Below are 26,232 nucleotides of genomic sequence, written 5' to 3'. Positions count from 1 at the left end.
GGAGAGTGTTGATGAAGCCATTTTTCAGACCGGTTTGTCTGGCGGGCGCGTTGGGAATGGCGGTTGCTGGCCAGGCGCAGGCGGCCGCCACCATCCTGCTCTGGCCCATCGATCCCTGGCTTGCAGCGGACGCCAACGCCACGGAACTGTGGATCCAGAACCAGGGAAACAGCGCCACGACGATGCAGGTCCGCATCGTGCGCTGGAAGCAGGAGGACGGACACGAGCGCTATACCGCGCAGCAGGACGTGGTCGCCAGCCCGCCCATCGTCACGATTGGCACAGGCAGCAAGCAGCTCATTCGCCTTATCAAACAGGCTACGGTTCCTGCAGGGGTCGAACAGGCCTATCGCATTATCGTCGATGAAATCCCCCAGCCAGATGCCAAAGCTGAACCCGCCATCGGCCTGAAATTGCAGATGCGTTACTCCATCCCTCTGTTCGTATATGGACAGGGGATCCCGACCATCAAAGAGGGGGCGCATCACGCGCTGGTGGAGACCCAAAACCTGAGCTGGCGGGTGACGCAGGCTGAGGGTAAGCCTGCGCTGGAGGTCAAAAATCGGGGGGATGTCCACGTCAGGATGAGCCAGGTGGCGCTGGAGCAGGGAGGTCAGAAACGCACGGTGGCGGAGGGATTGCTGGGTTACGTCCTGCCGGGCAGCACCCGCAGCTGGCCTATACCCGCTGGCGTTCGTCAGCCAGAGCGGATGAGCGCGCAGATTAATGCCAGGGACGAACAATGGCAGTCGACGCCCGTCAACTGAAGCCGGCGATGATGATACTGCTATGCGTCAGTTCCGCGACACTGGCCAGGCCCGGCGACGACAGTTTGCCGCCGCCTCACCAGGCACAGGCGATAAATGATGAAGCGGTTTTCCAGCTGGCCATCGTGGTCAATCACTACGACACCGGCCTGGTCGTGCCCGTGACGCAGCGTAAAGGCGCTTTCTTTATCTCCAGCGCCGATTTGCTGCGCGCGGGGCTGCCCCCGGCGCACGTTCCCACTGGCGAGGTAAATCTCTCCTCGCTTGCTCAGGTTCGGGTGGAGTACGACAGCGCCGCGCAGCGCCTGCTGCTGACCGTTCCCCGCGACTGGGTGACGGCCCGCGTGACGCCTTTCAGCCCGCAAGCGGCGCAGGCCAAACCGCACTTCGGGCGCGGCGCGCTGCTGAATTACGATCTCTACACCAACCACACGGAACATATCGGCGGTCAGGCGTCGATCTGGCATGAGTTCCGCTACTTCAACGAGAACGGCTCGTTTTCCTCGACCGGTTACGCGCGGGAAAATTTCACCGGTAACCACGGCCAGCAGGAAGGGTATGTCCGCTATGACACGACCCTGCTGTTCACCAACGAAGATGACGCGATGAGCTGGAGCGCCGGGGACGTGATCAGCGATGCCCTGAGCTGGAGCTCCAGCGTGCGAATAGGGGGGATAAGCGTCGGGCGGGATTTCTCCCTGCGTCCTGACCTGGTGACATGGCCGCTGCCCGAGTTCGCGGGGGAAGCCGCGGTACCCACTTCGGTCGATCTCTTTATCAACGGCTATCGCTCCGGTTCAACCCAGCTTCAGCCGGGGCCTTTCACCCTGACCAATCTGCCCTATATCAACGGGGCCGGGGATGCGGTGCTGGTCACGACGGATGCGCTGGGGCGCCAGGTAAGCACCACGCTACCGTTTTACGTCACCAGCGACCTGCTTAAGCAAGGGCTGAGCGACGGCGCCGTGACGCTCGGCAGCCTGCGGCGTAATTACGGTATCAAGAATTTTGACTACGGTCCGGCAGCCGGCAGCGGCTCGTATCGCTACGGAATGACGGACTGGCTAACCCTCGAGGGCCACGCGGAAGGGGCGCAGGAGCTGGCGCTGGGCGGCGCGGGGACGGTGATAAAACTCGGTCAGTTTGGCGTGGTGAATACCTCTTACTCGCAAAGCCGCATGCGCGGTGATGCGGGCGGGCAAATCAACTGGGGTTACCAGTACAGTACCAGCGAGTTTAGCGTCGCCACCCAGCACACGCGTCGCGACCGCGGCTTTGGCAATCTCGCCCTTTACGACCAGCCGACGGTGTATGACGAAAACGATAAGCCCATCGCCAGCTTTAGCCGTAATACGGACCAGTATTCGCTGACCTTCAATCTGGGACGGTACGGCAACATCGGTGCAGCCTGGATCGGCGTGGAGAGTTTTGATAGCCAAAAAACCGAGCTGCTTAATCTCTCCTGGAGCCGCAACCTGTGGGGGGCGAGCAGCATTTATCTGGCCGGCAGCCGGGATCGGCAGTGGGGAGACTGGACGGTCGCGCTGTCGCTGCAGGTGCCGCTGGGCGCACGCGACAGCGCTGCCGTCACCGTCGAAAACACTCCGGATGCAGGCAGTACCCAGCGCATTAACTACAACCACTCCATGCCTTCTGACGGTGGGTTCAGCTGGAACATGGCCTGGGCCAACCAGTCGAGATCCAGTGATTATCAACAGGGTACGCTGGGCTGGCGCAATAACAATATCGAGCTGCAGGGCGGCGGCTATGGCGAAAGGGATACCATGACCTGGTGGGGCGAGGCGATGGGCGCCGTTGTGCTTATGGACGGCGAGCTGTTCGCGGCGAATAAGATCAACGATGCGTTTGTGGTCATCAGTACCGACGGCCACCCTGACGTGCCCGTCAGCTATGAGAACCAGCCCGTAGGTAAAACCAATAACAACGGCTACCTGCTGGTGAGCGGGGTATCGGCGTATTACCCCGCAAGCTACCGGATTGATACTCTGAATCTGCCGGCGGATACCCGTCTGAAAGAGACCGAACGCCGGATCGCGATTCGGCGTCACAGCGGCTATCTGGTCGATTTCCCGATGGAGCAGGAGCGGGTGGCAAGCGTTATTCTGCATGACGCGCGCGGGAAGGCGTTGCCGGTGGGAAGCCAGGTTCGACGCGCCTCGCGCAGCAATGCGGTGGTGGGGTATGACGGCATCGCCTGGCTGGAAAATCTCAGCGATGTGAACCCGCTGGAGGTGATCGCACCTGACGGGAGGCGCTGCAAGACAACTCTGACCGTGGAGGCCAATCCGGAGCATAAGCTGAAAACCTACGGGCCGCTGATTTGCCGGGAGGCGCCATGACGCGCCTGCTGCTGTTGATCCTGCTGCTGTTCTCCGGCGGCGGCTGGGCGGCGTGTACTGTCAGCACGGTTAATGCGTCGTTTGGCAGCGTCACCTCGTTCGCGCTCGGCGGAACCGGGGAAGTTCAAACCTCCGGCACGCTGGTGGTGGCCTGCGATGCCGTGCTGAATCTGCTGACCAGCGACTCGGTAACGCTGACCTACACCGCGGCATCGGTTTCGGGCAGCAGTCGGGCAACGATGAAACGCACGGATAATGCGGCCATCACCGACGTCATCCCCACCCGGCTGTGCGGGTTATCAGGATGCGCGAGCAGCAGCGAGGTACAGATTAGTAAATCGTATACCTGGAGCGGGAATACCCTGCTGGGGTTGCTGGGGTCAAAGCAGTACAACATTCCGCTCTATTTCCGCACCGTCGCCGGGCAAAACGTGACTGCCGGGCCATATCAGGTGCAGTTAACCTTCAGCATTAACTACAGCGTCTGCTCCGTGGGCGCGCTTGGCGTTTGCACAATCAATCAGACGGGAACCGCGACAACCACCATCCTGCTCGATATGACCGTCACCAACGACTGCAGCGCCATGACAACGCCAGATGTGAACTTCAACAGCGCGCCGCTGGTGCAAAGTTTCCCCACCGTCTCGCAGGCGATTGCCGTCACCTGTACCAAAGGAAGTTCGTATACCATCGGCATTAATAACGGCGCCAACGCGCTGAACAACGTGCGGCGGATGGTGAGCGGCAGCAACGCCATGAGCTACGACATCTATAAGGAAGCCACCGGTAACCGCTGGGGCGGCAGCGGCAGCGAGCGCTGGTCCAGCGCGGTATCGTCCCAGGTCAGTACCGACGGTTTACTGCGCACCTACAACTACACCGCTAAAGTCCTGACCAATCAGGCCACGCCGCCCGCCGGAACCTACACCGACACGCTGATTGTCGACGTGGCGTTTTAACCCCGCGCTTTTCCCTTTCGCAAATGTAAAGTTCCTGTGGGCTGTGCCGATAACACCGTTAATAAATCTATGAGAAGGTGTTGTATGTTGAACCGTATCCGCGTTGTCACAATGCTCATGATGGTGCTGGTCATTTTCGCACTTCTTCAGCTCATCTCCGGCGGGCTTTTTTTCTCGTCATTAAAACAGAACCAGGACAGCTTCGCGGCCTCGAACGATCTCCGCCTGCAGCAGAGTGAACTCACGTCGACGTGGGATCTGATGCTGCAAACGCGCATCAACCTGAGCCGCTCGTCCGCGCGCATGATGATGGACCCGAACAATCAGCAGAGCAGCGCGAAAACCGATCTGTTGAAAAATGCCCGTGCCACCCTCGCTGATGCCGCTAAACATTACGACGCCTTTAAAAAGATTACCCCACAGCCTGCAATGGAGCAGGTGAGCCAGAACATTGACGAAAAATACAACGCCTATCATGCCGGTCTGGCAGAGCTGATTCAGTTCCTGGAGAGCGGCAATATGGACGCCTATTTCGCGCAGCCGACGCAGGGGATGCAAAACGCACTCGGCGCGGCGCTGGGGGAATACGCGAAGGCCAGCGGCGATCTCTATCACTCGGCCTTTACGGAAAGCCAGAATGACTACCGCTTTGCGAAATGGCAGATGGCCGTGATGGCGCTGGCGCTGGTTATTGTGCTGGTTGCGGTCTGGTACGGCATTCGCCATATCCTGCTAAACCCTCTCGGCCGCGTCATTGCCCATATTCGTGAAATCGCCGGCGGTGACCTGACCAAAACGCTGACCGTCTCCGGGCGCAATGAGATCACCGAGTTGGCAAACAGCGTTGACCATATGCAGCGTTCGTTAATCGAAACCGTCGCCAACGTGCGCAACGGGTCGGAGGCTATCTATACCGGCACCAGCGAAATTGCGATGGGGAATAACGATCTCTCATCCCGAACCGAGCAGCAGGCTTCCGCCCTGGAAGAGACGGCCGCCAGCATGGAGCAGCTCACCGCGACCGTGAAGCAGAACGCCGATAACGCCCGCCAGGCGTCTCAGCTGGCAGAAAGCGCCTCCGAGACGGCGCAGCGCGGCGGACGCGTGGTGGATGGCGTGGTGAAAACCATGCACGAAATCGCAGACAGCTCGAAGAAAATCGCCGACATCATCAGCGTCATCGACGGCATTGCCTTCCAGACCAACATTCTGGCGCTGAACGCCGCCGTGGAAGCGGCGCGCGCGGGCGAACAGGGGCGCGGGTTTGCCGTGGTGGCCGGGGAAGTACGCAACCTGGCCAGCCGCAGCGCCAACGCAGCAAAAGAGATCAAGTCCCTGATTGAAGATTCCGTCTCCCGCGTGGATACCGGCTCCGTGCTGGTGGAAAGCGCCGGGGAGACCATGAATGACATCGTGAATGCCGTTACCCGCGTGACGGACATCATGGGTGAAATCGCCTCTGCGTCCGATGAGCAGAGTCGTGGTATCGACCAGGTTGCCCTGGCGGTATCGGAAATGGATCGCGTGACACAGCAAAACGCCGCGCTGGTGCAGGAGTCCGCTGCGGCGGCCGCTGCTCTGGAAGACCAGGCGAGCCGTCTGAAGATGGCCGTCTCGGCGTTTCGTCTCGCTTCACTCGCTGGAAACTCGGTCACCCCGCAGGCGACGTATCGCGCGCCAGCCGCTGAATCGGCTGCAAACCGTACGCGCACCGCGACGACCGGACAAGATGAAAACTGGGAAACATTTTGACTGACAATTAAACCGCGGCTGCTTGCCGCTTGATGGGAGCGTGGATGTTAAATCGTATTCGTATCTCGACCACACTGTTTTTGATTCTGATCCTTTGCGGTGTGTTGCAGGTTGGCAGTAACGGGTTGTCTTTTTGGGCGTTTCGCGATGGCTATCAGAATTTGCAGGAAGTTGAGGCGAGTAATCAGCAGCGCTCCGCACTGGCACAAACGCGTGCTGTGCTGTTGCAGGCAAGCACTGCGCTGAACAAGGCGGGAACCTTAACCGCGCTGAGTTATCCGCCGGATGACATTAAAGCGCTGATGGCGACCGCGCGCGACAGCCTGAAGCAGGCTGACGCACAGTTTAAAGCCTTTACGGCGCAGGCCGCCGACAGCGAGAAAGAGAAAGCGCTGAAGGCCGCCATGAAGACGAACTTTGAACAGTGGTATAGCGATCTGGACCACCAGGCGACGTGGCTTGAGAACAACCAGCTGTCGGACTTTATGACCGCACCGGTCCAGGCGTCTCAGGCGGCGTTTGACGGCAGCTTCAACGCCTGGCAGCAGGATATTAACCAGTCTGTACAGCGTGCCGGTGACCAGAGCCGTCAAAGCTATCACATGTCGGGCATCATCTTTGCCGTGGTTGTGATTCTGGCAGGGCTGCTGACCGGCGGGGCGCTGCTCTGGTCGCGCAGAATGATCGTGCAGCCGCTGGCGATTATCAGCAGCCACTTCGACAGTATTGCGAAAGGCGACCTGGCGCGTCCGGTGGCGGTGTTCGGCAAGAATGAAATTTCGGCGATCTTTGCCAGCCTGAAGGCGATGCAGGGATCGCTGCGGGAAACGGTGAGCGACGTGCGGCAGGGCAGCTATGCCATGCACACCGGGATCTCTGAGATTGCGGCGGGGAACAACGATCTCTCGTCCCGCACCGAGCAGCAGGCGGCCTCGCTGGCGCAGACGGCGGCCAGCATGGAGCAGCTGACGGCGACGGTAAGCCAGAACGCCGATAACGCGCGTCAGGCGTCTGACCTGTCAAAACAGGCGGCGATGACGGCAAAGAAAGGCGGGGACCAGGCGTCCCATGTCGCCAGCACCATGCAGGAGATTGCCACCAGCTCGCAGAAAATTGGCGACATCATCAGCGTGATTGACGGTATAGCGTTCCAGACCAACATTCTGGCGCTGAATGCCGCCGTGGAAGCGGCGCGCGCCGGGGAGCAGGGGCGTGGATTTGCGGTGGTGGCGGGGGAAGTGCGTAACCTGGCGAGCCGTAGCGCCAACGCGGCGAAAGAAATTAAGGTCCTGATCGAAGAGTCGGTCTCGCGCGTTCAGCAGGGCTCAACGCTGGTGGATACGGCGGCGAAAACCATGCACGAGATCGTCACCTCCGTGACGCGGGTGAACGACATCATGGGCGAAATTGCCTCGGCGTCGGACGAACAGCGCCGCGGCATTGAGCAGGTTGCTCAGGCCGTCAGCCAGATGGATCAGGTGACGCAACAGAACGCCTCGTTAGTTGAGGAAGCGGCAGCGGCAACCGACCAGCTGGCCAGCCAGGCGGATCGTCTGACCGGACTGGTCGCGGTATTTAATGTGAAAGAGCACGTTGAAGCAGTAACAGAAGTCGGGCGGTCGCAGGCCGTGCCAGTTGTATCCTGAATGTAATTAAGAAGGCGCTATGACATCACCAATGCCCCCTGGGCAAACGTCATTATTGTTGCAGATGACACAGCGCCTCGCGCTGTCCGACGCGCATTTTCGTCGGATATGTCAGTTAATCTACCAGCGTGCGGGGATCGTGCTTGCGGATCATAAGCGGGACATGGTCTACAACCGTCTGGTGCGGCGCTTGCGTACGCTGGGGCTGGATGATTTTGGCCGCTATCTGAGCATGCTCGAGGCGAACCAGAACAGCGCAGAGTGGCAGGCTTTTATTAACTCGTTAACCACCAACCTGACGGCGTTTTTCCGTGAAGCTCACCACTTCCCGGTTCTGGCCGAGCACGCCCGCCGTCGCACCGGGGAGTATCGCGTATGGAGTGCGGCCGCCTCGACGGGTGAAGAGCCGTACTCGCTGGCGATCACCCTTGCCGACACCCTGGGCATGACGCCCGGACGCTGGAAAGTCTACGCCAGCGATATCGATACCGAGGTGCTGGAGAAGGCGCGTAACGGCGTGTATCGCCAGGATGAACTGAAAACGCTGTCGCCGCAGCAGCTGCAGCGTTATTTCATGCGCGGGACGGGCCCGCATGAAGGCCTGGTGCGCGTACGCCAGGAGCTGGCGAACTGCGTCGAATTCGCGCCCGTTAACCTGCTGGATAAGCAGTACAACGTGCCGGGGCCGTTCGACGCCATTTTTTGCCGTAACGTCATGATCTATTTTGATAAAACGACGCAACAGGACATTCTGCGTCGGTTTGTTCCGTTGCTCAAGCCTGACGGTTTACTGTTTGCCGGGCACTCGGAAAACTTCAGCAACCTCGCGCGTGAGTTTAGCCTGCGTGGGCAAACGGTATATGCGCTGAGTAAGGAAAAAGCATGAGTAAAATCAGGGTGTTGTCTGTCGATGATTCAGCGCTGATGCGTCAGATCATGACTGAAATTATCAATAGCCACAGCGACATGGAGATGGTGGCCACTGCGCCCGATCCTCTGGTAGCGCGGGATTTAATTAAAAAATATAACCCCGACGTGCTAACGCTGGATGTCGAGATGCCGCGCATGGATGGCATAGATTTCCTCGAAAAATTAATGCGGCTTCGGCCCATGCCGGTGGTGATGGTCTCCTCCCTGACCGGAAAAGGATCGGAAATCACCCTGCGCGCGCTGGAGCTGGGGGCGGTGGATTTTGTCACCAAACCGCAGCTCGGCATACGCGAAGGGATGCTGGCCTACAGCGAAATGATCGCCGAGAAGATCCGCACCGCGTCGCGTGCGAAGCTTGCTGCCCATACGCCATTGGCCGCGCCTGCGACCCTGAAGGCCGGTCCCTTACTCAGCTCGGAAAAACTGCTGGTCATTGGGGCGTCAACCGGAGGAACAGAGGCAATTCGTCATGTACTCCAGCCATTGCCGCTTTCAAGTCCGGGTATTCTGATCACTCAGCATATGCCGCCAGGCTTTACCCGTTCGTTCGCCGAACGCCTGAACAAGCTGTGCCAGATCAGCGTGAAGGAGGCGGAAGACGGCGAGCGCGTGCTCCCGGGACATGCCTATATCGCCCCGGGCGACAAGCATATGGAGCTGGCGCGCAGCGGCGCTAACTATCAAATCAAAATTCATGACGGACCGCCGGTCAACCGGCACCGTCCGTCGGTGGATGTGCTGTTTCATTCGGTGGCGAAACATGCGGGGCGCAACGCCGTTGGGGTGATCCTGACGGGGATGGGCAACGATGGTGCCGCCGGAATGCTTGCAATGCACCAGGCTGGCGCCTGGACGATTGCGCAGAATGAAGCAAGTTGTGTGGTGTTCGGCATGCCGCGCGAGGCCATCAATATGGGTGGCGTGAGCGAAGTGGTCGATCTTAGCCAGGTAAGCCAGCAGATGCTGGCGAAAATCAGTGCCGGACAGGCAATACGTATTTGACTCAGGAGTATTATTTTATGGCGGATAAAGAGCTTAAGTTTTTGGTTGTGGATGACTTTTCCACCATGCGTCGCATCGTGCGCAACCTGCTGAAAGAGCTGGGCTTCAACAACGTTGAAGAAGCAGAAGACGGCGTTGATGCGCTGAACAAACTGCAGGCTGGCGGGTTTGGTTTTGTTATCTCCGACTGGAACATGCCTAACATGGACGGTCTGGAACTGCTGAAAACCATTCGTGCCGATGCGGGAATGGCGTCTATGCCGGTTCTGATGGTTACTGCAGAAGCGAAAAAAGAGAACATCATTGCCGCTGCACAGGCGGGCGCAAGCGGCTATGTGGTGAAGCCATTCACCGCGGCAACCCTGGAAGAGAAGCTCGGTAAGATCTTCGAGAAACTCGGCATGTGAGGTGATGGAAATGTTGCAACCTGCTATGAAACCCGTTGAAGAACACTCGCCGAGCGATATCATCGTCCGCATCGGCAGCCTGACGCGCATGCTGCGTGACAGCCTGCGCGAGCTGGGTCTGGATCAGGCGATTGCCGAAGCGGCGGAAGCCATTCCTGATGCCCGCGATCGTCTGGACTATGTTGTGCAGATGACCGCTCAGGCCGCGGAACGTGCGCTGAACAGCGTTGAAGCGTCACAGCCGCACCAGGATGCGATGGAAAAGGGGGCGAAAGCGCTGAGCAAACGCTGGGACGAGTGGTTTGAGAATCCTATCGAGCTGGCGGATGCCCGCGAGCTGGTGACGGATACCCGTCAGTACCTGGGTGATGTGCCGGGCCACACCAGTTTCACCAACGCCCAGCTGCTGGACATCATGATGGCGCAAGATTTCCAGGACCTCACCGGTCAGGTGATCAAGCGCATGATGGATGTTATCCAGGAGATTGAGCGTCAGCTGCTGATGGTTCTGCTGGAGAACATTCCGGAACCGGCAGCCCGTCCAAAACGCGAGAACGAAAGCCTGCTCAATGGTCCACAGCTCGACGCCAGCAAAGCGGGCGTTGTGGCAAGCCAGGATCAGGTAGACGACCTGCTGGACAGCCTCGGTTTCTAATTGATCTGATTACCCTCAGGCTGCGGCGTCAACCTGAGGGTATTTCGGTTAGCGGAGATTCATCTTCACTGTCACGTTACCTTCAAAGCGGCCCGGGACAGGGGGGATATCAGTCGTGCCGACCGGTGCAGCCTGAATTTTGACCCTACCGTTTCCCTGTCCGTCCATCATTACAGGAAATTCATAAGTACCATCCAGCGCGACGTTCTGACTGTTTTCATCATATATACGCACCCCGAGATCGTCCCTGTCCAGAAGTTTTGCAATGTACGGCATACTGCTATCTACAACGCCCTGATCTGCAGTGAGCGTAAGCTTTATCCGGTCCGAGTTTCCCACTGCGTTATCATCACAGTGATAGGTAATATCAACGTTTTTGAGGGCATAGCGTTTTGGCGGTTGCCCCTTGATGACGAATTGCTTGCTGACAATGCTGCCGAACTCAACCTCAATGGTGCTGCCTTCATTGATGGTGCAGCTTAGCGGCGCAGATAGCGTGCCGCTAAACCAGATATCAGAGACCTGTTCTGCCTGCCCAGGATCGCAGCTTGCCCCCGTACCGAAATAGAGACAGGCATAGTTTTGCGCGACGATCGTCGAAGGGATCACCTCTTGACCCAGGATGGGTTTTTTAACGTGAAGCATGATCGCAACGACGTTCCAGCGGAAGTTGCGCTTTATTGCAGCGGCATTGCTCGGCTGGGTGCCATTACTGCAGACGTTAGCATCTCCCTCCGTTTTGGCGAGCGCATTCTCGGTAGTGCTACGCATATTTCCCCTGGACGTCGGGTATTCATTGACAGGTAGCGGGGTCAAAGAAGTGCCGTCCGGAGAATTAATGGCATCAGCGTAGGCGGTGATATCGGCATCGATTTTTTCAGTCAGGTAGCCGTATCCGTTTGTTCCAGAATTCAACGGACTCCCGGCAAACGTTTTTTCATAGACCATGCTCGAAGAAAACATATTTCCGGGGCAGGTGCAGTTGGCAACTATAGCCGGGCCATCTCCCACCAGATGATTTGGCACATCATAGTCATGATTGGCAATATTTTCGCTGGCCGAAAACTCATGGTCGAACGAAGTGGTGTAGGCTTGCGGCGCACCGAAGCAGTTATGCAGTAAAGTCACGGCTCCCCCGCACGGGCTGGTTGTGGCCAGACTCAAGGCCGCGGTCAATGACGCCCAGACAGCCAGTTTCTTGAATATAGTTCTCATGTGCTTATTCCTGCTGACAAAGCTCGCTAACCGAGCGAATACCGTTAGGGCTTTCGGTTTGGTTGGCTGACTGTTGCGTAATGCTGGCGTGGCATTGCTGGCCCGTACCATTGCCCCATTTCACGGTGAGCTGTGCGGTCTCTCCAATCCCTGCCAGATAGACGGTGCCGGTTTCGTCGACAATGCCGCTCATCACCGGGGCGCTAGAGGTCGCGATGGCACCGAACGGAACGGAGAGACCGTTTGGACGTTTCAGGGTGACCAGCATCCGATAGCCTGTGTGGGCGTCAAATCTGGCCAGCACCGCCGCGTTGCGCGATGGAATGACGGTGATAGCGGTATCGCTGCTGTCTACATTTTCCGGGAGGCTCGAGGTATCAATACGAATATTGTTCTCCTGGTAGGGCGTGAGGGATGGAATGACTGCATTACCATGCCAGTCGGTCTGAATACCCCGTTGGTTCATAAAACGAACGCCGGAAGCGTCGTTGGCGTTCACGATAGCAAACTGGCTACCTAAAGATTGAGCCAGCGTGACGCCACGAGGATGGGCAACAATACCGCCGCTAATGCCGTAGTTAAGCTGCTGAGAGTCATCAGTGGAAGCGTAATACCCGGCGGTCAGGTTGGCGTATTGCGAACGGTAGCTGCCATATACGCTACTGGTATCTTCCCCGTCGTGGTTGGAATGGCTCTGCTGCAACGAGTAGCTCAGACGCTCGTCGTCCAGCAGTGTGCCGCTGAGCCCCACGTTTTGCCGCGTATAGCCATTTTTTGTATTGCTGATGTTATAGCTACTCCAGGCGCGCGGCAGCCATCTGGTGAGCGGAATGCTAAATCCCAAAGACACCATCCTGTCAGACTCTTCGTCATTGGTTTTGCTGTACGAATAGGCCATGTGATAACTCGTTCCGGCAACAACGGTATTGAAGCCAACCGACAGGCTGCGCTCTTTTTTAGAGGTGCTCCAATAATCCTGCTGATAACCGTTAAGATACAGACTCACCCCTGCAATGGCCTGGCTAACGCTGGCCTGAATGCGGTTGCGTTTATTGTAACGAAACAGTAGATCGTCTTCGTGGCCGTCACGCTTTTGGTTGGCGTCGGCAAAGCTGTAATACCCGCGGCTGGTGTATCGGTAGCTGCCGAGGCTGAAGTTGGTGTTGGTCGAATCTAGTTTACCGGTATAAAGCAGGCGCCATGACTGGCCAGTATGCTGGCTGTTATCGTCAAGTCGGGTGTCGGCCATGGTAACGTCAGCTGACATTGAGCCCAGCGGTCCAAGCGCCAGACCGGCACCGGTATTGGCAGCGTTATAGTCTTTCGAGAGCGTCATTCCTCCAAACCAGGTGAGAAGGTTATTTAAACCGTAAATCATGCTTCCCTGGAAAAAGTCGGGTTCCTTTTGGTCGCTCCCGCTTTCAGCACGATAACGGCCTGCGGTCATTTCATACTTCATACGCCCTGGCCGCAGCATAACCGCGATACTGGAGTAGGGCTGCGTAAAGCGATGCTCGGTGCCGTCAGCCTCTTTCACCGTAACGTCCAGATCGCCGCTGTTGGTCGTGGAGTAGAGATCGTTGATTTCGAACGCGCCCGGCGCGACATTTTGCTGATAGATGAGATAGCCGTTCTGGCGCACCGAGACTTCTGCATTTGAACTGGCGATGCCGCGTATGACAGGGGCATAGCCGCGTTGGCTATAGGGAAGCATCTCTTCATCCGACGCAAGGTTAACGCCCCGGTACTGTAAGCTATCAAATACCTCGCCATGCGTGCTGCTTTCTCCGGCCGTGAACTGCGCCTTGAGGGCGTCAACATCATGCTGCAGAAAGGTATTGATATTTTCCCACAGGTTTTCACTCTCTGAATTGCTCCACGTAGAATAGTTGCGCACTCGCCAGCCACCCAGGTTGGCGCCGGTGCGCAAATTCAGATACTGACTGGTGGCGCTGCTGTCGCCGCTGTCCTTATTTTTTGATCCTGAAAAAGCGTAGTCACTGAACAACACGGGAACACCGTCGTCCCAGCGCGAGGGATCGATGTAATCGTGACCAGTCCCACTTAACGCAGCCTGAGGAATACTCAACGCTAACGTCATGGTTGAAAAATCAAGCCGCGCGGAGGCCAGAGGGATATAGTTGCTGATATCTTCAGGCAAAGCCTTATTGGCGGGTAACGCAAGCAAGGCGGGATACCGATCGATCGCAACCCCCCATGCCCGCAGCATATCCGGTGTGAGCTGCGGTATCAGTGACCCTTCCGGAGAGCTGACGTAAGCGATATTGGTGGTGCTTAAGCGGCGTTCGTTCACCTGCACTCGTGAAGAATAGGTGCCGGGTAGCTGAGCATTCGACTTCGAAAAGAGTGAAAGGTCGATATCCTGCTGTGCCAGCATGTCCCCTTCCAGCGATGAGGGAGAGAAACGATACTCACGAGCCAGCGTCGAGAAGCTCGCCATGAGCAAGACACCGCTAAGGCAGCGAAGAAGCGGATTCAGTCTAAAGAGCCGCCCGTATGACAAATCATTACGTCCTGTCATCATCGCGGTCTTTTAATCCTGCGCAAGTGTGGAAGTGTATTTTTCTGAAGCGTTGCCGTAATCGGTGATGCAGCGCCAGGTGACGCTCGTCCCCTGAGCATTGTCAGGGAGAGGAATGTCAACGCGGGATTTAGGGGCAGCCATATCTGCTTTCTCCACTTTGTGCGAGCCCAGCGCAAGTGAGTCAAAGACGCTGTAGAACGCCCCCGCGTTGATGACAGTGAGCTGCTGACCATGACGAGCGAAGCGCAGGTTTTTACAGGTTTCAGAGGGTGTTCCGCTCAGACCTACAGGGCGCCAGAACAGTTTCAGACGCGTTTTATAGATTAACCGCAGGACGTTTTTGTCACCCTCATCCGTAGCCGTGGCAGGAACGGTTCGCACGTTCATATAGAACAGCGACTCTTTATCCCCTGCTAAGGCTGTCCCGTTCCAGGTAATGCGCAGGCTTTGCTCTTTTTGCGGATCGAGTCGAAAAAGAGGGGGTGTCACGATAAACGGTCCGTGCGTTTTACCATCACCCGTATCCGTCCATGACTGTATCAACCAGGGAAGTTCTTTATCATTATTTTGTAAGGGCAGGGCAACTTCCTTTTTCGCGGCATCGTAGATTATGCGTGTGCGACCGATCTGAACACCTGCTGCGTGACAAAAGGTGCTCGCAATAACAGGAATCCATAATAAGACCTGGAGTAAAATGCGCATGGTGAAACCTTCAATAAAGGAGGTTGAGGGGAAATGATAATAGTCCGAATTCGGGTTCGGACTATTATCAGAGCATGACTCCTTAAACGTCATGATGCCATATATATATATTCTGAATGTCAATAGTGAATTTATTAACGGTAAAGAATATTTATAGTCATATCAGCATCTGCCGGACCGGCGGTCACTGTGGATGCAAACGATTTATAGCGGGCATTAAAGTCAGCCTTAATCGTATCTGAGGGTTTTGTCGCAAGCTCGATATAGACTTGCTCTTCAGCGCCGTCCATGGTGATGAGTTGATCATTTTTACCCGCCTGGCTGACGGCAACGCCGACACCAGTGGCCGCGGTTTCACCCGTGGTGGTAATTTTACTGACGTCCAGTAGCGTATTGGTTCCGGTCAGGGTTGTTGGGCCGTTAAAGGTCAACTGTACAGCCGGAAGCCCATCGCTTTTTAACGGGCAGTTCGCCAGCGTAATAGAGAACGGCATAAGTGCGGTTTCCGTACCAACATCCGTAAACAATGATATTGGATAGGTACCCAGTGGAATTGTACTGTCCGTGCCATCGTCACCCTGAATGGTGCAACTTGATTCGATAATTTCGCCTGTGAAGTGGATCGTGCCGGCATTCATTTCTGCGGCGAAACCATTCATCGAGACTGTTGCAAAGACTACGCTCGAAATAATATTCTTTTTGAACTCCATCTTAATTGTCCCTTTAAGTAAAAAGAAATATCTGGCATACATTTTGCTTTTTTATGAAAAGTAAATTATGTCGCGTGAAATTATAACGTTTAATTTTCTTCCGTTAAGTGTGTTACAGGACTAATGTTATATAGATGAATCCATTTTTGGATTAAGCATGTTAGTGGTTTACATAATACCTGTTACTCTGAATTCTTCAATTTACATAGTTATATCAATTCTGCAATGCCAGATGATTAAATTCGACGGCTATGTTGGTTTTCTTCAGTAATGTTCTTAGCATAAATCTTCTTTGAAACTGCGCTTAATTCATTTTTTATACGAAAACATCATAAAAGCTCGACTATATTTGTTCGATCATTGCTCACTCTCCTTTCGTCACCCAACGTGCGGAGGGGGGTAAACTCGAAAAGAAGACCCGGTTATAGGGTTTTTTCAACCCATTGATGAAAGACTGCGCTGGCATGATACCCGTGACGTAATGGGCTGAGCATGCACTGTGGCAGAAGAGAACGACGACAAAACGGAAGCCCCCACACCCCACCGGCTAGAAAAAGCGCGTGAGGAAGGGCAGATCCCCCGATCCCGAGAATTAACTTCCCTGCTGATCCTTATCGTAGGGGTGTGCATTATCTGGTGGGGCGGGGAGTCGCTCGCCCGAAAGCTGGCGGGAATGTTGTCCACCGGCTTACGTTTTGACCACAGCATGGTCAACGATCCGAATCTGATCCTCAGCCAGATTATTCAGCTTATTAAGGGGGCCATGGTCGCGCTGTTGCCCCTGATTACCGGGGTTGTGCTGGTCGCGCTGGTCTCTCCGGTGATGCTCGGCGGTCTGGTTTTCAGTGCCAAATCGCTGCAACCGAAATTTTCCAAACTGAACCCGCTGCCGGGTATTGCGAAAATGTTCTCTGCGCAGACCGGGGCTGAGCTGCTCAAAGCCGTCCTCAAATCGGTGCTGATGGGCAGTTCCGCAGGCTTTTACCTCTGGTACCACTGGCCAGAAATGATGCGTCTTATCAGCGAATCGCCTCTCACCGCGATGAGCAACGCGCTGAATCTGGTCGGGCTCTGCGCGCTGCTTGTGGTGCTCAGCATTATCCCGATGGTGGGTTTTGACGTGATCTTCCAGCTTTATACCCACTTCAAAAAGCTGCGCATGTCGCGTCAGGATATCCGTGACGAATATAAGCAGATGGAAGGTGACCCGCACGTAAAAGGGCGTATCCGCCAGATGCAGCGTGCCGCCGCCCGTCGCCGCATGATGGACGATGTGCCGAAGGCCGACGTCATTGTTACCAACCCAACGCACTATTCCGTTGCGCTGCGCTATGACGAAAACAAAATGAGCGCGCCGAAAGTCGTTGCGAAAGGGGCGGGGCTGATCGCACTCCGTATCAGGGAAATTGGTACTGAAAACCGCGTGCCGATCCTGGAAGCCCCTCCGCTGGCGCGTGCCCTGTACCGCCATGCGGATATTGGACAACAGATCCCGGGACAACTCTACGCCGCCGTGGCGGAAGTGCTGGCCTGGGTGTGGCAGTTGAAGCGCTGGCGTCTGGCTGGCGGTCAGCGGCCTGTAAAACCTGAAAACCTTCCGGTGCCTGCCGCGCTGGATTTTATGAACGAGAAGGACACTGATGGCTAATCTGGTGGCAATGTTGCGCCTGCCCGGCAACCTGAAATCGACCCAATGGCAAATCCTTGCCGGGCCGATTCTGATCCTGCTAATTCTTTCGATGATGGTACTCCCGCTCCCGGCGTTCATCCTCGATCTGCTTTTCACTTTCAATATTGCGCTGTCCATTATGGTGCTGCTGGTGGCGATGTTCACCCAGCGTACCCTGGAGTTTGCCGCGTTCCCGACCATTCTGCTGTTTACCACCTTGCTCCGACTGGCGCTGAACGTAGCGTCCACGCGTATCATCCTGATGGAAGGTCACACTGGTGCGGCAGCGGCAGGTAAAGTGGTTGAAGCGTTCGGCCACTTCCTGGTGGGCGGCAATTTCGCTATCGGTATCGTGGTGTTCGTTATCCTCGTTATTATCAACTTTATGGTTATCACCAAAGGTGCAGGGCGTATTGCGGAAGTGGGCGCGCGTTTTGTGCTGGACGGGATGCCGGGCAAACAGATGGCGATCGATGCCGACCTGAATGCCGGTCTTATCGCCGAAGATGAAGCCAAAAAACGCCGTTCGGAAGTGACGCAGGAGGCGGACTTCTACGGCTCCATGGACGGTGCGAGCAAGTTTGTGCGCGGTGACGCCATCGCGGGCATTCTGATCATGGTGATTAACGTGGTCGGCGGCCTGCTGGTGGGTGTATTGCAGCACGGGATGGACATGGGCCACGCGGCGGAAAGCTATACGCTGCTGACCATTGGTGACGGTCTGGTTGCGCAGATCCCGGCGCTGGTTATCTCCACGGCGGCGGGTGTGATTGTGACCCGCGTGAGTACCGATCAGGACGTTGGCGAGCAGATGGTGGGCCAGCTGTTCAGCAACCCGCGCGTGATGCTGCTGGCCGCTGCCGTTCTGGGTTTGCTCGGCCTGGTGCCGGGGATGCCAAATCTCGTTTTCCTGCTGTTTACTGCGGGTCTGCTGGGGCTTGCCTGGTGGATGCGCGGCCGTGAAACCAAACCGGCAGCGGAGCCTGTTCAGGTAAAAATGCCGGAGAATACCCAGGCCGTCGAAGCGACCTGGAACGACGTTCAGCTGGAAGATTCCCTGGGAATGGAAGTGGGCTATCGCCTGATTCCGATGGTCGATTTCCAGCAGGATGGCGAGCTGCTTGGCCGTATCCGCAGTATCCGTAAAAAATTCGCCCAGGATATGGGCTTCCTGCCGCCGGTTGTTCACATCCGCGACAATATGGACCTGCCGCCCGCGCGCTATCGCATTCTGATGAAAGGTGTCGAAATTGGCAGCGGTGATGCCTATCCGGGCCGCTGGCTGGCGATTAACCCGGGCACCGCCGCAGGCACGCTTCCGGGCGAGCAAACTATCGACCCGGCCTTTGGCCTGGCCGCTATCTGGATTGAAAGTGCCCTGAAAGAGCAGGCGCAAATCCAGGGGTATACGGTTGTTGAAGCCAGTACCGTGGTGGCGACCCATCTTAATCACCTGATTGGGCAATTCTCGGCAGAGCTGTTTGGCCGTCAGGAGGCGCAGCAGCTGCTGGACCGCGTCACGCAGGAGATGCCGAAGCTGACGGAAGATCTGGTCCCGGGCGTGGTGACCTTAACCACGCTGCACAAGGTGCTGCAAAACCTGCTTGAAGAGAAAGTGCCGATCCGCGATATGCGCACTATTCTGGAAACCCTTGCCGAGCATGCGCCGATACAAAACGATCCGCACGAGCTGACGGCGGTGGTACGCGTGGCGCTGGGTCGTGCGATCACCCAGCAGTGGTTCCCGGGAACCGGAGAAGTGCAGGTTATTGGCCTCGATACGCCGCTTGAACGTCTGCTGCTGCAGGCCCTGCAGGGCGGGGGCGGCCTGGAGCCGGGGCTGGCGGACCGTCTGCTGGCGCAAACGCAGGAGGCGCTGGCGCGCCAGGAGATGCTGGGCGCACCGCCGGTGCTGCTGGTTAACCATGCGCTGCGTCCGCTGCTGTCGCGTTTCCTGCGTCGTAGTCTGAATCAGCTGGTCGTGCTGTCGAATATGGAGCTGTCGGATAACCGTCATATCCGCATGACCGCGACGATTGGAGGAAAATAATGCGTAAATGGCTCTGGATTTTGCTCTTCCCGCTGGCGGCGCACGCTGCCGGGGAGGGCACATGGCAGGCAAGCAGCATGGGGGTGACCCTCAGCAACCGGGGCGTCGCCATGTCATCTAACCCGCTGGCGCCTGCTGAAGGCGTTTCCGGTCAGATGGGTCTTGTGGTCTGGAATTACCGGCTGATTGGCCCAACGCCCGCAGGGCTGCGGGTGCGCCTTTGTTCTCAGACTCGCTGCACGGAAATCGACGGCGAAAATGGCACGACGCAGGCATTCAACGGCGTACCGGCTATTGAACCTTTGCGTTTCATCTGGGAAGTGCCGGGTGGGGGACGTTTAATCCCGGCGCTGAAAGTGCAGAGTAATTCTGTCATCGTGAACTATCGCTAACACCCTGCCTTTTCACCAGCCATCAGGCCATTCTGATGGCTGGCTCTCAAAACTGACCTCTCCTTTTGATCAAATAGAAACGCTGTTTTATAAATCAGTGACGCGCGTGACCCTACTCTTTGTATTTTTGCCATGCACCCTCTCAGGAGTGGCAGAAACAGAAAGGTATCAACAGGTCGATGCATTTACTGTAGCCGTATAAAAGCTCCCGGACGAAGCGTGCTTGCAGGGAGTCTCCTGAAACTGATTAGGGTTGACGGCAATGAAAACACGTAAAATTGGACTCGCGAATTATCTTGCTTACGGGTCAGGTGATTTTCTCGGGGCGGGTACCACCGCCCTTACGGCGGCCTGGCTTTTATATTTTTATACCACCTTCTGCGGGCTTTCACCGATCGAAGCAACGTTCATCTTTGCTGCGGCAAGGGTGCTGGATGCCGTCGTTAGCCCGTTGATGGGCTTTTTAACCGATAACTTTGGTACGACCTGGCTCGGCAAGCGCTTTGGCCGTCGTAAGTTCTTTATTCTGCTGGGGATCCCTTGCGTGTTCAGCTACTCGCTGATGTGGGTTGGGGACATGAGCTTCGGGTACTACCTGCTGACCTATCTGCTGTTTGATATTGTTTACACCATGATTCTGGTGCCGTACGAAACGCTGGTGCCGGAAATGACCGATGACTTTAAACAGAAAACCAAGTTCTCCGGGGCGCGTATCGCTATGGCCCAGATGTCCGCCATTCTGGCTTCCTTCCTGCCGGGGATCCTGTTGACTTGGTTCGGGAAAGACAACGCGGTTTCCTTCTTCTACGCAAGCCTGGTTTTCTCTGTGCTCTGCGCGCTGATGCTGACTTTCGTCTGGTTCTTCACCTGGGAACGTCCGCGCGAAGAGTGGTCTGAAGCGGCGCTGCGTGCTGAAGAAGAGAAGAAGAAGCTGACGATAGGGCAAAGCCTCAACCGCCTGATCGTTGAGCTCAGCTCCACGCTGCGCATCAAGATTTTCCGTCAGCATTTGGGCATGTACCTCGGCGGCTATATCGCGCAGGACGTGTTTAACGCGGTATTCACCTACTACGTAGTGTTCGTGCTGATGCAGGAAGCGTCAGTGGCGTCCAGTCTGCTGGGCACGATGGCCATCTTCCAGTTCCTTGCGGTTATCGCCATGATCCCGCTGTGTATCCGCTTCGGACCCGCGCCGTCCTACCGCATGGCCGTGGTGCTGTTTGGCCTGGCGTCTCTCTCTTACGCCATGCTTTATTACGCGGGCATGAGCGACGTCTACGCTCTGCTGTTGCTGATCTCTGCGGTGGCTGGGCTGGGGCGCGGCGGGATCAACTACGTGCCATGGAACACCTACACCTACATTGCTGACGTGGATGAGGCGATCACCGGCCAGCGCCGCGAAGGGATCTTCGCGGGCATCATGACCCTGACCCGTAAGGCGTCACAGGCCGGCGCGGTGATGCTGGTGGGTATTGTGATGCAGATGTCCGGCTTTGTCAGCGGTCAGAAAGTGCAGCCTGCGGAAGTGAGCCACACCATTTTGACGATCCTGAGCGTGGGCACCATCATGGTGCTGTTCTGCGGCTTCCTCGTTTCCCTGCGCTTCAGGCTCAATCTGCAGACCCACAGCACGCTGCGCGAGGAGACCGCGAAAATGCGCGAGTGTGGTCATGCGATGCCTGAGTCAGCGACGCCACACGCCCGCGCCACCGTTGAGATGCTGGCCGGTATGCCTTATGAGTCACTGTGGGGCAATAACAACATCGGTTATCTGAATCGCAACAAGCCAGCGGCACCCTCTCTGAAAGAGCGCGCGGTACTGAATTCGACATACAACAGAGGTTAAGATGATGAAAGTTTGGCCTGTCAAACATAGCCCGTTACTGCGTCAGCCAGAGCGCTTTATCGCCCGGGACGAGCTGAAATCGCTGATTCAAAAGGTGACGCATAGCCTGGTCAATATCCACGACAAAACGGGTGAATTTTTGCTGCGGCTGGACGACGGGCGCGTGATCGACACCAAAGGCTGGGCCGGATGGGAGTGGACGCACGGCGTTGGCCTGTACGGTATCTGGCAGTATTACTGCCAGACCGGCGATGAAGGTATGCGAGACATTATCGACAGCTGGTTTGCCGACCGGTTTGCGGAAGGTGCGACCACCAAAAACGTGAATACCATGTCGCCGTTTCTGACGCTGGCTTATCGCTACGAAGAGACCCAAAATCAGGCCTGGTGGCCGTGGCTGGAAAGCTGGGCGGAATGGGCGATGGCAGAGATGCCGCGCACGGAACACGGCGGGATGCAGCACATCACCCTGGCGGAAGAAAACCATCAACAGATGTGGGATGACACGCTGATGATGACGGTGCTGCCGCTGGCGAAAATCGGCAAGCTGCTCAATAAGCCGGAGTACGTTGAAGAGGCGGTCTATCAGTTCCTGCTGCACGTGCAGAACCTGATGGACCGGGAGACCGGGCTGTGGTTCCACGGCTGGAGCTATGACGGTAATCATAACTTTGCCCGTGCCCGCTGGGCGCGCGGCAACAGCTGGCTCACCATCGTCATCCCGGACTTCCTTGAGCTGGTGGATCTGCCGGAAAGCAACGCGGTGCGCCGCTACCTGGCGCAGGTATTGAATGCGCAGATTGCCGCGCTGGCGAAATATCAGGACGACAGCGGGCTATGGCATACGCTGCTCGACGATCCACATTCTTATCTTGAGGCGTCCGCCACGGCAGGGTTTGCCTACGGCATTCTGAAAGCCGTGCGCAAGCGCTACGTTGGCGCGGAGTATGCCGAAGTGGCAGAAAAAGCGATTCGCGGTATCGTCAAAAATATTTCGGCGGAAGGCGAGCTGTTGCAAACGTCGTTCGGCACGGGCATGGGCAGCGATCTTGAGTTTTATCGCCAGATCCCGCTGACGTCTATGCCATACGGACAGGCGATGGCGATTCTCTGTTTGACGGAATATTTACGGAAGTATTTCTGATAAGAAAAAACCCGGCGCTTGCCGGGTTTTTTGTATTACATGCGTTCTACGGTTTCGATACCCAGGGTATCCAGACCCAGCTTCAGGGTCTTCGCCGTGAGCTGCGCCAGCTTCAGGCGGCTGTTGCGGACCGATTCGTTTTCCGCAGACAGAATAGGGCAGTGTTCGTAGAAGCCGGAGAACAGACCCGCCAGATCGTACAGGTAAGCACACATTACGTGCGGCGTGCCGTCACGCGCGACAACCGTCAGCGTCTCTTCAAACTGCAGCAGGCGCGCCGCCAGCTGTGCTTCACGATCTTCCGTGATGGTCACTGTTGCATTCGCCAGTACGTATTCATCAATGTTCGCCTTACGGAACACCGAGAGCACGCGGGTGTAGGCGTACTGCATGTAAGGCGCCGTGTTGCCTTCAAACGCCAGCATGTTATCCCAGTCGAAGATATAGTCGGTGGTACGGTTCTTGGAGAGATCCGCGTATTTCACCGCACCGATACCCACGGCGTTGGCCAGTTTTTCCAGCTCGTCGGCAGGCATGTCCGGGTTCTTCTCGGCCACCAGACGGCGGGCGCGCTCCAGCGCTTCGTCCAGCAGGTCGGACAGCTTCACGGTTCCGCCCGCACGGGTTTTGAACGGCTTGCCGTCTTTGCCCAGCATCATGCCGAACATGTGGTGTTCCAGCGGCACGCAATCCGGCACGTAACCGGCTTTACGCACGATGGTCCACGCCTGCATCAGGTGCTGGTGCTGACGGGAGTCGATGTAGTACAGCACGCGGTCAGCATGCAGCGTCTCGTAACGGTATTTCGCACAGGCGATATCGGTAGTGGTGTAGAGGTAGCCGCCATCCTTTTTCTGGATGATCACGCCCATCGGTTCGCCTTCCTTGTTTTTATACTCGTCAAGGAACACCACCGTTGCGCCTTCGCTCTCTACCGCCAGGTTTTTCGCTTTCAGGTCAGCCACAATGCCGGGCAGCATTGGGTTGTAGAGACTTTCGCCCATCACGTCGTCACGGGTCAGGGTGACGTTCAGACGGTTATAGGTCAGCTGGTTCTGAGACATGGTGATGTCGACCAGCTTGCGCCACATCTCGAGGAAGTATTGGTCGCCGCCCTGCAGTTTTACCACGTAGCTGCGCGCGCGCTCGGCAAAAGCTTCGTCTTCGTCGTAGTGCTTTTTGGCTTCGCGGTAGAACCCTTCCAGATCCGCCAGCGCCATTTCACCGGCGTTTTCCTGCTGCTGTTTTTCCAGGTAAGCAATCAGCATGCCGAACTGGGTACCCCAGTCGCCCACGTGGTTCGCGCGGATCACCTTGTGACCGAGGAACTCGAGCGTGCGCACTGCGGCATCACCGATGATGGTGGAGCGCAGGTGGCCAACGTGCATCTCTTTCGCCACGTTCGGGGCAGAGTAGTCGATCACGACGGTCTGCGCCTCCGGCTGGGAAACGCCCAGACGGTCAGATTTCAGCGCCGCGTCAACGTGGCTTGCCAGGAATGCAGGCTCAAGGAAGATGTTGATAAAGCCCGGACCGGCGATTTCGGTTTTGCTGGCAATGCCGGAAAGATCCAGATGCGTCAGTACCTGCTCAGCGAGCTGTCGCGGCGGCATGCCCAGTTTTTTAGCCACTGCCATCACGCCATTAGCCTGATAGTCGCCAAACTGTACTTTTGCTGACTGACGAACCTGCGGTTCGCAATCCGCAGGCGCGCCTGCGGCAATCAGTGCCTGACTGACTTTTTCGGAGAGAAGAGCCTGAATATTCACCTGGATACCTTACGTTTTTGATGCGGGCTTACAACCGCCCGCGCCAGTTAAAGAATTTAGGGCGGGAGTATACTGCAAATGCCCTCTGGCGTCAGCATTGCGGGGCCTGAAGATTGCTCAGAATCCAGGCGGTGAAGGTGTGCATAATCATGCAGTCGCAAAAAGCCAGATTCTGCGGTTGGTCAAAACAGGGCAACAGAGTAAATTAGCGGCTTTGCGACATGAAAAGAGAGTGACTTATGGCGAACTGGCAATCCATTGACGAACTGCATGATATTTCCGCAGATTTACCGCGCTTCACCCAGGCGTTCACAGATCTTGCCACCCGTCTCGGTCTGGATATCGCGCCGCTTGAGGCCGATCACATCTCTTTGCGCTGTCATCAGAATGCCACGGCGGAGCGCTGGCGTCGCGGGTTCGAACGGTGCGGCGAGTTGCTCTCCGAGAACATCATCAATGGCCGTCCCATTTGCCTGTTCAAACTGCATGAACCGGTGAACGTGGCGCACTGGCAATTCACCGTGGTTGAACTGCCGTGGCCGGGCGAGAAACGCTATCCGCACGAAGGCTGGGAGCATATCGAAATTGTCCTGCCGGGTGAGCCGGAAACGTTGAACGCGCGCGCGCTGGCCCTCCTTTCCGACGAAGGCTTAAGCAAACCGGGAATTTTTGTGAAGACGAGTTCACCCAAAGGCGAGCGCGAGCGGTTACCTAACCCGACGCTGGCCGTCACTGACGGACAGGTCACGGTGAAGTTTCATCCGTGGACCATTGAGCAGATCGTTGCCAGCGAAGCGTAAGAGATGTGAGTTCACGCCGGGACTGAAAACGGACGGCGTGTCATGATATTTCGTTTAGTGGAATTTCAGGAGGATTAAATGGCGCTGCTGGAGATTTGTTGTTACAGCGTGGAGTGTGCCGTGACCGCGCAAAAGCACGGGGCTGACCGCATTGAACTGTGCGCGGCACCCAAAGAGGGCGGGCTGACGCCGTTTTACGGCGTGTTGAAGTCTGCCCGTCAGGCCGTCACCATTCCCGTTCACCCGATTATTCGTCCGCGCGGCGGTGATTTTTGTTACACGGCGGGCGAGTTCAGTGCCATGCTTGATGATATCGCGCTCGTTCGGGACCTCGGGTTTCCAGGGCTGGTGACCGGCCTGCTGGATGAAGACGGCAATATCGATATACCGCGCATGCGTCAGATTATGAGCGCCGCGCAGGGGCTGGCCGTCACTTTTCATCGCGCATTTGATATGTGTAAAGATCCGCTTCAGGCCTTTGAAACGCTTGGAGAACTTGGCGTGGCGCGCATCCTCACATCGGGTCAGCAGGCGTCAGCTGAAAAAGGACTGCAATTAATTACGGAACTAAAAGCACATTCCGGTGTTCCAATAATAATGGCGGGTGCGGGAGTCCGCGCCAGCAATCTGGAACGGTTTTTAAACGCAGGGGTAGAAGAGCTGCACAGCTCCGCGGGTAAATGGATACCTTCGCCCATGCGTTATCGCAATACAGGATTGTCAATGTCGACGGATGCTGAAGCGGATGAGTATTCACGCTATGGCGTAGAGGGAGAGTCGGTTGCGGAAATGAAGTCGCTGATTGAGCGCCATCACGTGTAGCAACGTACCGATTTTTACCGCGCATCATGTCGCCCAATATGATGCTTGCTTGTACCAGGCCCCTGCAATTTCAACAGGGGCCTTTTTTTG

The 26,232-nt window shown here is 56.6% G+C and carries 21 protein-coding genes; 16 read left to right on the top strand and 5 right to left on the bottom strand.

Going from position 1 to position 26,232, the window contains the following annotated elements; translation table 11 throughout:
- Positions 1-11 precede the first annotated feature (11 nt).
- The 9 genes from SPG90_RS09240 to cheZ all read left to right on the top strand — a co-directional run bounded on the left by SPG90_RS09240 (position 12) and on the right by cheZ (position 10,478).
- Positions 12-767: a molecular chaperone gene (locus SPG90_RS09240; protein WP_045404427.1), complete on the top strand. Its 756-nt coding sequence runs from the start codon at positions 12-14 to the stop codon at positions 765-767.
- On the top strand, positions 743-3,127 hold the full coding sequence (locus SPG90_RS09235; protein ID WP_322408088.1) for a fimbria/pilus outer membrane usher protein: 2,385 nt from the start codon (positions 743-745) through the stop codon (positions 3,125-3,127). Before SPG90_RS09240 ends, SPG90_RS09235 begins: the two co-directional genes overlap by 25 nt.
- Positions 3,124-4,086: a spore coat U domain-containing protein gene (locus SPG90_RS09230; protein ID WP_045404432.1), complete on the top strand. Its 963-nt coding sequence runs from the start codon at positions 3,124-3,126 to the stop codon at positions 4,084-4,086. The genes SPG90_RS09235 and SPG90_RS09230 overlap by 4 nt, the downstream gene beginning before the upstream one ends.
- A gap of 84 nt (positions 4,087-4,170) precedes the next feature.
- Complete coding sequence (gene tar / locus SPG90_RS09225) at positions 4,171-5,838, top strand: methyl-accepting chemotaxis protein II (RefSeq protein ID WP_023312255.1); 1,668 nt, start codon at positions 4,171-4,173, stop codon at positions 5,836-5,838.
- Between the two features lie 44 nt (positions 5,839-5,882).
- Positions 5,883-7,484, top strand: coding sequence for a methyl-accepting chemotaxis protein IV (tap, locus tag SPG90_RS09220; RefSeq protein WP_126303799.1), 1,602 nt, complete (start codon positions 5,883-5,885; stop codon positions 7,482-7,484).
- Between the two features lie 19 nt (positions 7,485-7,503).
- The gene (gene cheR / locus SPG90_RS09215; RefSeq protein WP_023312253.1) at positions 7,504-8,370 is read left to right on the top strand and encodes a protein-glutamate O-methyltransferase CheR; all 867 of its coding nucleotides are present in this window, start codon (positions 7,504-7,506) and stop codon (positions 8,368-8,370) included.
- The gene (locus SPG90_RS09210; protein ID WP_023312252.1) at positions 8,367-9,416 is read left to right on the top strand and encodes a protein-glutamate methylesterase/protein-glutamine glutaminase; all 1,050 of its coding nucleotides are present in this window, start codon (positions 8,367-8,369) and stop codon (positions 9,414-9,416) included. Before cheR ends, SPG90_RS09210 begins: the two co-directional genes overlap by 4 nt.
- 17 nt (positions 9,417-9,433) lie before the next feature.
- A complete protein-coding gene (cheY, locus tag SPG90_RS09205; RefSeq protein WP_008500431.1) occupies positions 9,434-9,823 on the top strand; it encodes a chemotaxis response regulator CheY in 390 nt (129 codons plus the stop codon).
- Between the two features lie 10 nt (positions 9,824-9,833).
- Positions 9,834-10,478 (top strand): protein phosphatase CheZ, encoded by a 645-nt coding sequence (gene cheZ, locus SPG90_RS09200; RefSeq protein WP_023312251.1) that lies wholly within the window; start codon positions 9,834-9,836, stop codon positions 10,476-10,478.
- Between the two features lie 48 nt (positions 10,479-10,526).
- On the opposite strand, the gene SPG90_RS09195 is transcribed toward cheZ, so the two are convergent.
- From SPG90_RS09195 to SPG90_RS09180, 4 genes are all read right to left on the bottom strand, one after another.
- Complete coding sequence (locus SPG90_RS09195; RefSeq protein WP_047634886.1) at positions 10,527-11,693, bottom strand: fimbrial protein; 1,167 nt, start codon at positions 11,691-11,693, stop codon at positions 10,527-10,529.
- A gap of 4 nt (positions 11,694-11,697) precedes the next feature.
- Positions 11,698-14,154: a fimbria/pilus outer membrane usher protein gene (locus SPG90_RS09190; RefSeq protein WP_322408087.1), complete on the bottom strand. Its 2,457-nt coding sequence runs from the start codon at positions 14,152-14,154 to the stop codon at positions 11,698-11,700.
- A 93-nt stretch (positions 14,155-14,247) separates the two neighbouring features.
- Positions 14,248-14,940, bottom strand: coding sequence for a molecular chaperone (locus tag SPG90_RS09185; protein ID WP_045404442.1), 693 nt, complete (start codon positions 14,938-14,940; stop codon positions 14,248-14,250).
- A 134-nt stretch (positions 14,941-15,074) separates the two neighbouring features.
- A complete protein-coding gene (locus tag SPG90_RS09180; protein ID WP_126303795.1) occupies positions 15,075-15,650 on the bottom strand; it encodes a fimbrial protein in 576 nt (191 codons plus the stop codon).
- A gap of 499 nt (positions 15,651-16,149) precedes the next feature.
- Between SPG90_RS09180 and flhB the strand changes: the two genes are divergently transcribed.
- The 5 genes from flhB to SPG90_RS09155 all read left to right on the top strand — a co-directional run bounded on the left by flhB (position 16,150) and on the right by SPG90_RS09155 (position 22,751).
- Positions 16,150-17,298 (top strand): flagellar biosynthesis protein FlhB, encoded by a 1,149-nt coding sequence (flhB, locus tag SPG90_RS09175; protein ID WP_033145863.1) that lies wholly within the window; start codon positions 16,150-16,152, stop codon positions 17,296-17,298.
- Positions 17,291-19,369, top strand: coding sequence for a flagellar biosynthesis protein FlhA (gene flhA, locus SPG90_RS09170; RefSeq protein WP_023312249.1), 2,079 nt, complete (start codon positions 17,291-17,293; stop codon positions 19,367-19,369). The genes flhB and flhA overlap by 8 nt, the downstream gene beginning before the upstream one ends.
- The gene (gene flhE / locus SPG90_RS09165; RefSeq protein WP_045404450.1) at positions 19,369-19,761 is read left to right on the top strand and encodes a flagellar protein FlhE; all 393 of its coding nucleotides are present in this window, start codon (positions 19,369-19,371) and stop codon (positions 19,759-19,761) included. The genes flhA and flhE overlap by 1 nt, the downstream gene beginning before the upstream one ends.
- A gap of 262 nt (positions 19,762-20,023) precedes the next feature.
- Positions 20,024-21,607, top strand: a complete 1,584-nt coding sequence (locus SPG90_RS09160) for an MFS transporter (protein WP_126303793.1) — start codon at positions 20,024-20,026, stop codon at positions 21,605-21,607.
- A 4-nt stretch (positions 21,608-21,611) separates the two neighbouring features.
- Positions 21,612-22,751, top strand: coding sequence for a glycoside hydrolase family 88/105 protein (locus SPG90_RS09155; protein WP_163354110.1), 1,140 nt, complete (start codon positions 21,612-21,614; stop codon positions 22,749-22,751).
- A 35-nt stretch (positions 22,752-22,786) separates the two neighbouring features.
- Here SPG90_RS09155 and argS read toward each other — a convergent pair whose 3' ends face one another.
- Complete coding sequence (gene argS / locus SPG90_RS09150; protein WP_047173223.1) at positions 22,787-24,520, bottom strand: arginine--tRNA ligase; 1,734 nt, start codon at positions 24,518-24,520, stop codon at positions 22,787-22,789.
- A 239-nt stretch (positions 24,521-24,759) separates the two neighbouring features.
- On the opposite strand from argS, the gene SPG90_RS09145 reads away from it, so the two are divergent.
- Together SPG90_RS09145 and cutC are read left to right on the top strand one after the other, a co-directional pair.
- Positions 24,760-25,320, top strand: a complete 561-nt coding sequence (locus SPG90_RS09145; protein ID WP_045404453.1) for a VOC family protein — start codon at positions 24,760-24,762, stop codon at positions 25,318-25,320.
- A 78-nt stretch (positions 25,321-25,398) separates the two neighbouring features.
- Positions 25,399-26,142: a copper homeostasis protein CutC gene (gene cutC, locus SPG90_RS09140; RefSeq protein WP_322408086.1), complete on the top strand. Its 744-nt coding sequence runs from the start codon at positions 25,399-25,401 to the stop codon at positions 26,140-26,142.
- The last annotated feature ends 90 nt before the right edge of the window (positions 26,143-26,232 follow it).

The sequence above is a fragment of the Enterobacter sp. D2 genome (assembly GCF_034427575.1).
Taxonomy (GTDB): domain Bacteria; phylum Pseudomonadota; class Gammaproteobacteria; order Enterobacterales; family Enterobacteriaceae; genus Enterobacter; species Enterobacter cloacae_M.
Note: the sequence above shows the minus strand (reverse complement) of the source record. Positions and strands in the feature narration are given on the sequence as shown.

Bases quoted from the DNA above. Each gene is read 5' to 3' on its own strand.
- SPG90_RS09160 (WP_126303793.1), top strand. From the start codon at position 20,024: ATGAAAACACGTAAAATTGGACTCGCGAATTATCTTGCTTACGGGTCA.
- SPG90_RS09235 (WP_322408088.1), top strand. From the start codon at position 743: ATGGCAGTCGACGCCCGTCAACTGAAGCCGGCGATGATGATACTGCTA.
- flhE (WP_045404450.1), top strand. From the start codon at position 19,369: ATGCGTAAATGGCTCTGGATTTTGCTCTTCCCGCTGGCGGCGCACGCT.
- SPG90_RS09185 (WP_045404442.1), bottom strand. From the start codon at position 14,940: ATGCGCATTTTACTCCAGGTCTTATTATGGATTCCTGTTATTGCGAGC.
- SPG90_RS09210 (WP_023312252.1), top strand. From the start codon at position 8,367: ATGAGTAAAATCAGGGTGTTGTCTGTCGATGATTCAGCGCTGATGCGT.
- flhA (WP_023312249.1), top strand. From the start codon at position 17,291: ATGGCTAATCTGGTGGCAATGTTGCGCCTGCCCGGCAACCTGAAATCG.
- SPG90_RS09240 (WP_045404427.1), top strand. From the start codon at position 12: ATGAAGCCATTTTTCAGACCGGTTTGTCTGGCGGGCGCGTTGGGAATG.
- cheR (WP_023312253.1), top strand. From the start codon at position 7,504: ATGACATCACCAATGCCCCCTGGGCAAACGTCATTATTGTTGCAGATG.
- SPG90_RS09145 (WP_045404453.1), top strand. From the start codon at position 24,760: ATGGCGAACTGGCAATCCATTGACGAACTGCATGATATTTCCGCAGAT.
- tap (WP_126303799.1), top strand. From the start codon at position 5,883: ATGTTAAATCGTATTCGTATCTCGACCACACTGTTTTTGATTCTGATC.
- SPG90_RS09180 (WP_126303795.1), bottom strand. From the start codon at position 15,650: ATGGAGTTCAAAAAGAATATTATTTCGAGCGTAGTCTTTGCAACAGTC.
- SPG90_RS09195 (WP_047634886.1), bottom strand. From the start codon at position 11,693: ATGAGAACTATATTCAAGAAACTGGCTGTCTGGGCGTCATTGACCGCG.
- SPG90_RS09155 (WP_163354110.1), top strand. From the start codon at position 21,612: ATGAAAGTTTGGCCTGTCAAACATAGCCCGTTACTGCGTCAGCCAGAG.
- SPG90_RS09230 (WP_045404432.1), top strand. From the start codon at position 3,124: ATGACGCGCCTGCTGCTGTTGATCCTGCTGCTGTTCTCCGGCGGCGGC.
- cheZ (WP_023312251.1), top strand. From the start codon at position 9,834: ATGTTGCAACCTGCTATGAAACCCGTTGAAGAACACTCGCCGAGCGAT.
- cheY (WP_008500431.1), top strand. From the start codon at position 9,434: ATGGCGGATAAAGAGCTTAAGTTTTTGGTTGTGGATGACTTTTCCACC.
- cutC (WP_322408086.1), top strand. From the start codon at position 25,399: ATGGCGCTGCTGGAGATTTGTTGTTACAGCGTGGAGTGTGCCGTGACC.
- SPG90_RS09190 (WP_322408087.1), bottom strand. From the start codon at position 14,154: ATGGCGAGCTTCTCGACGCTGGCTCGTGAGTATCGTTTCTCTCCCTCA.
- tar (WP_023312255.1), top strand. From the start codon at position 4,171: ATGTTGAACCGTATCCGCGTTGTCACAATGCTCATGATGGTGCTGGTC.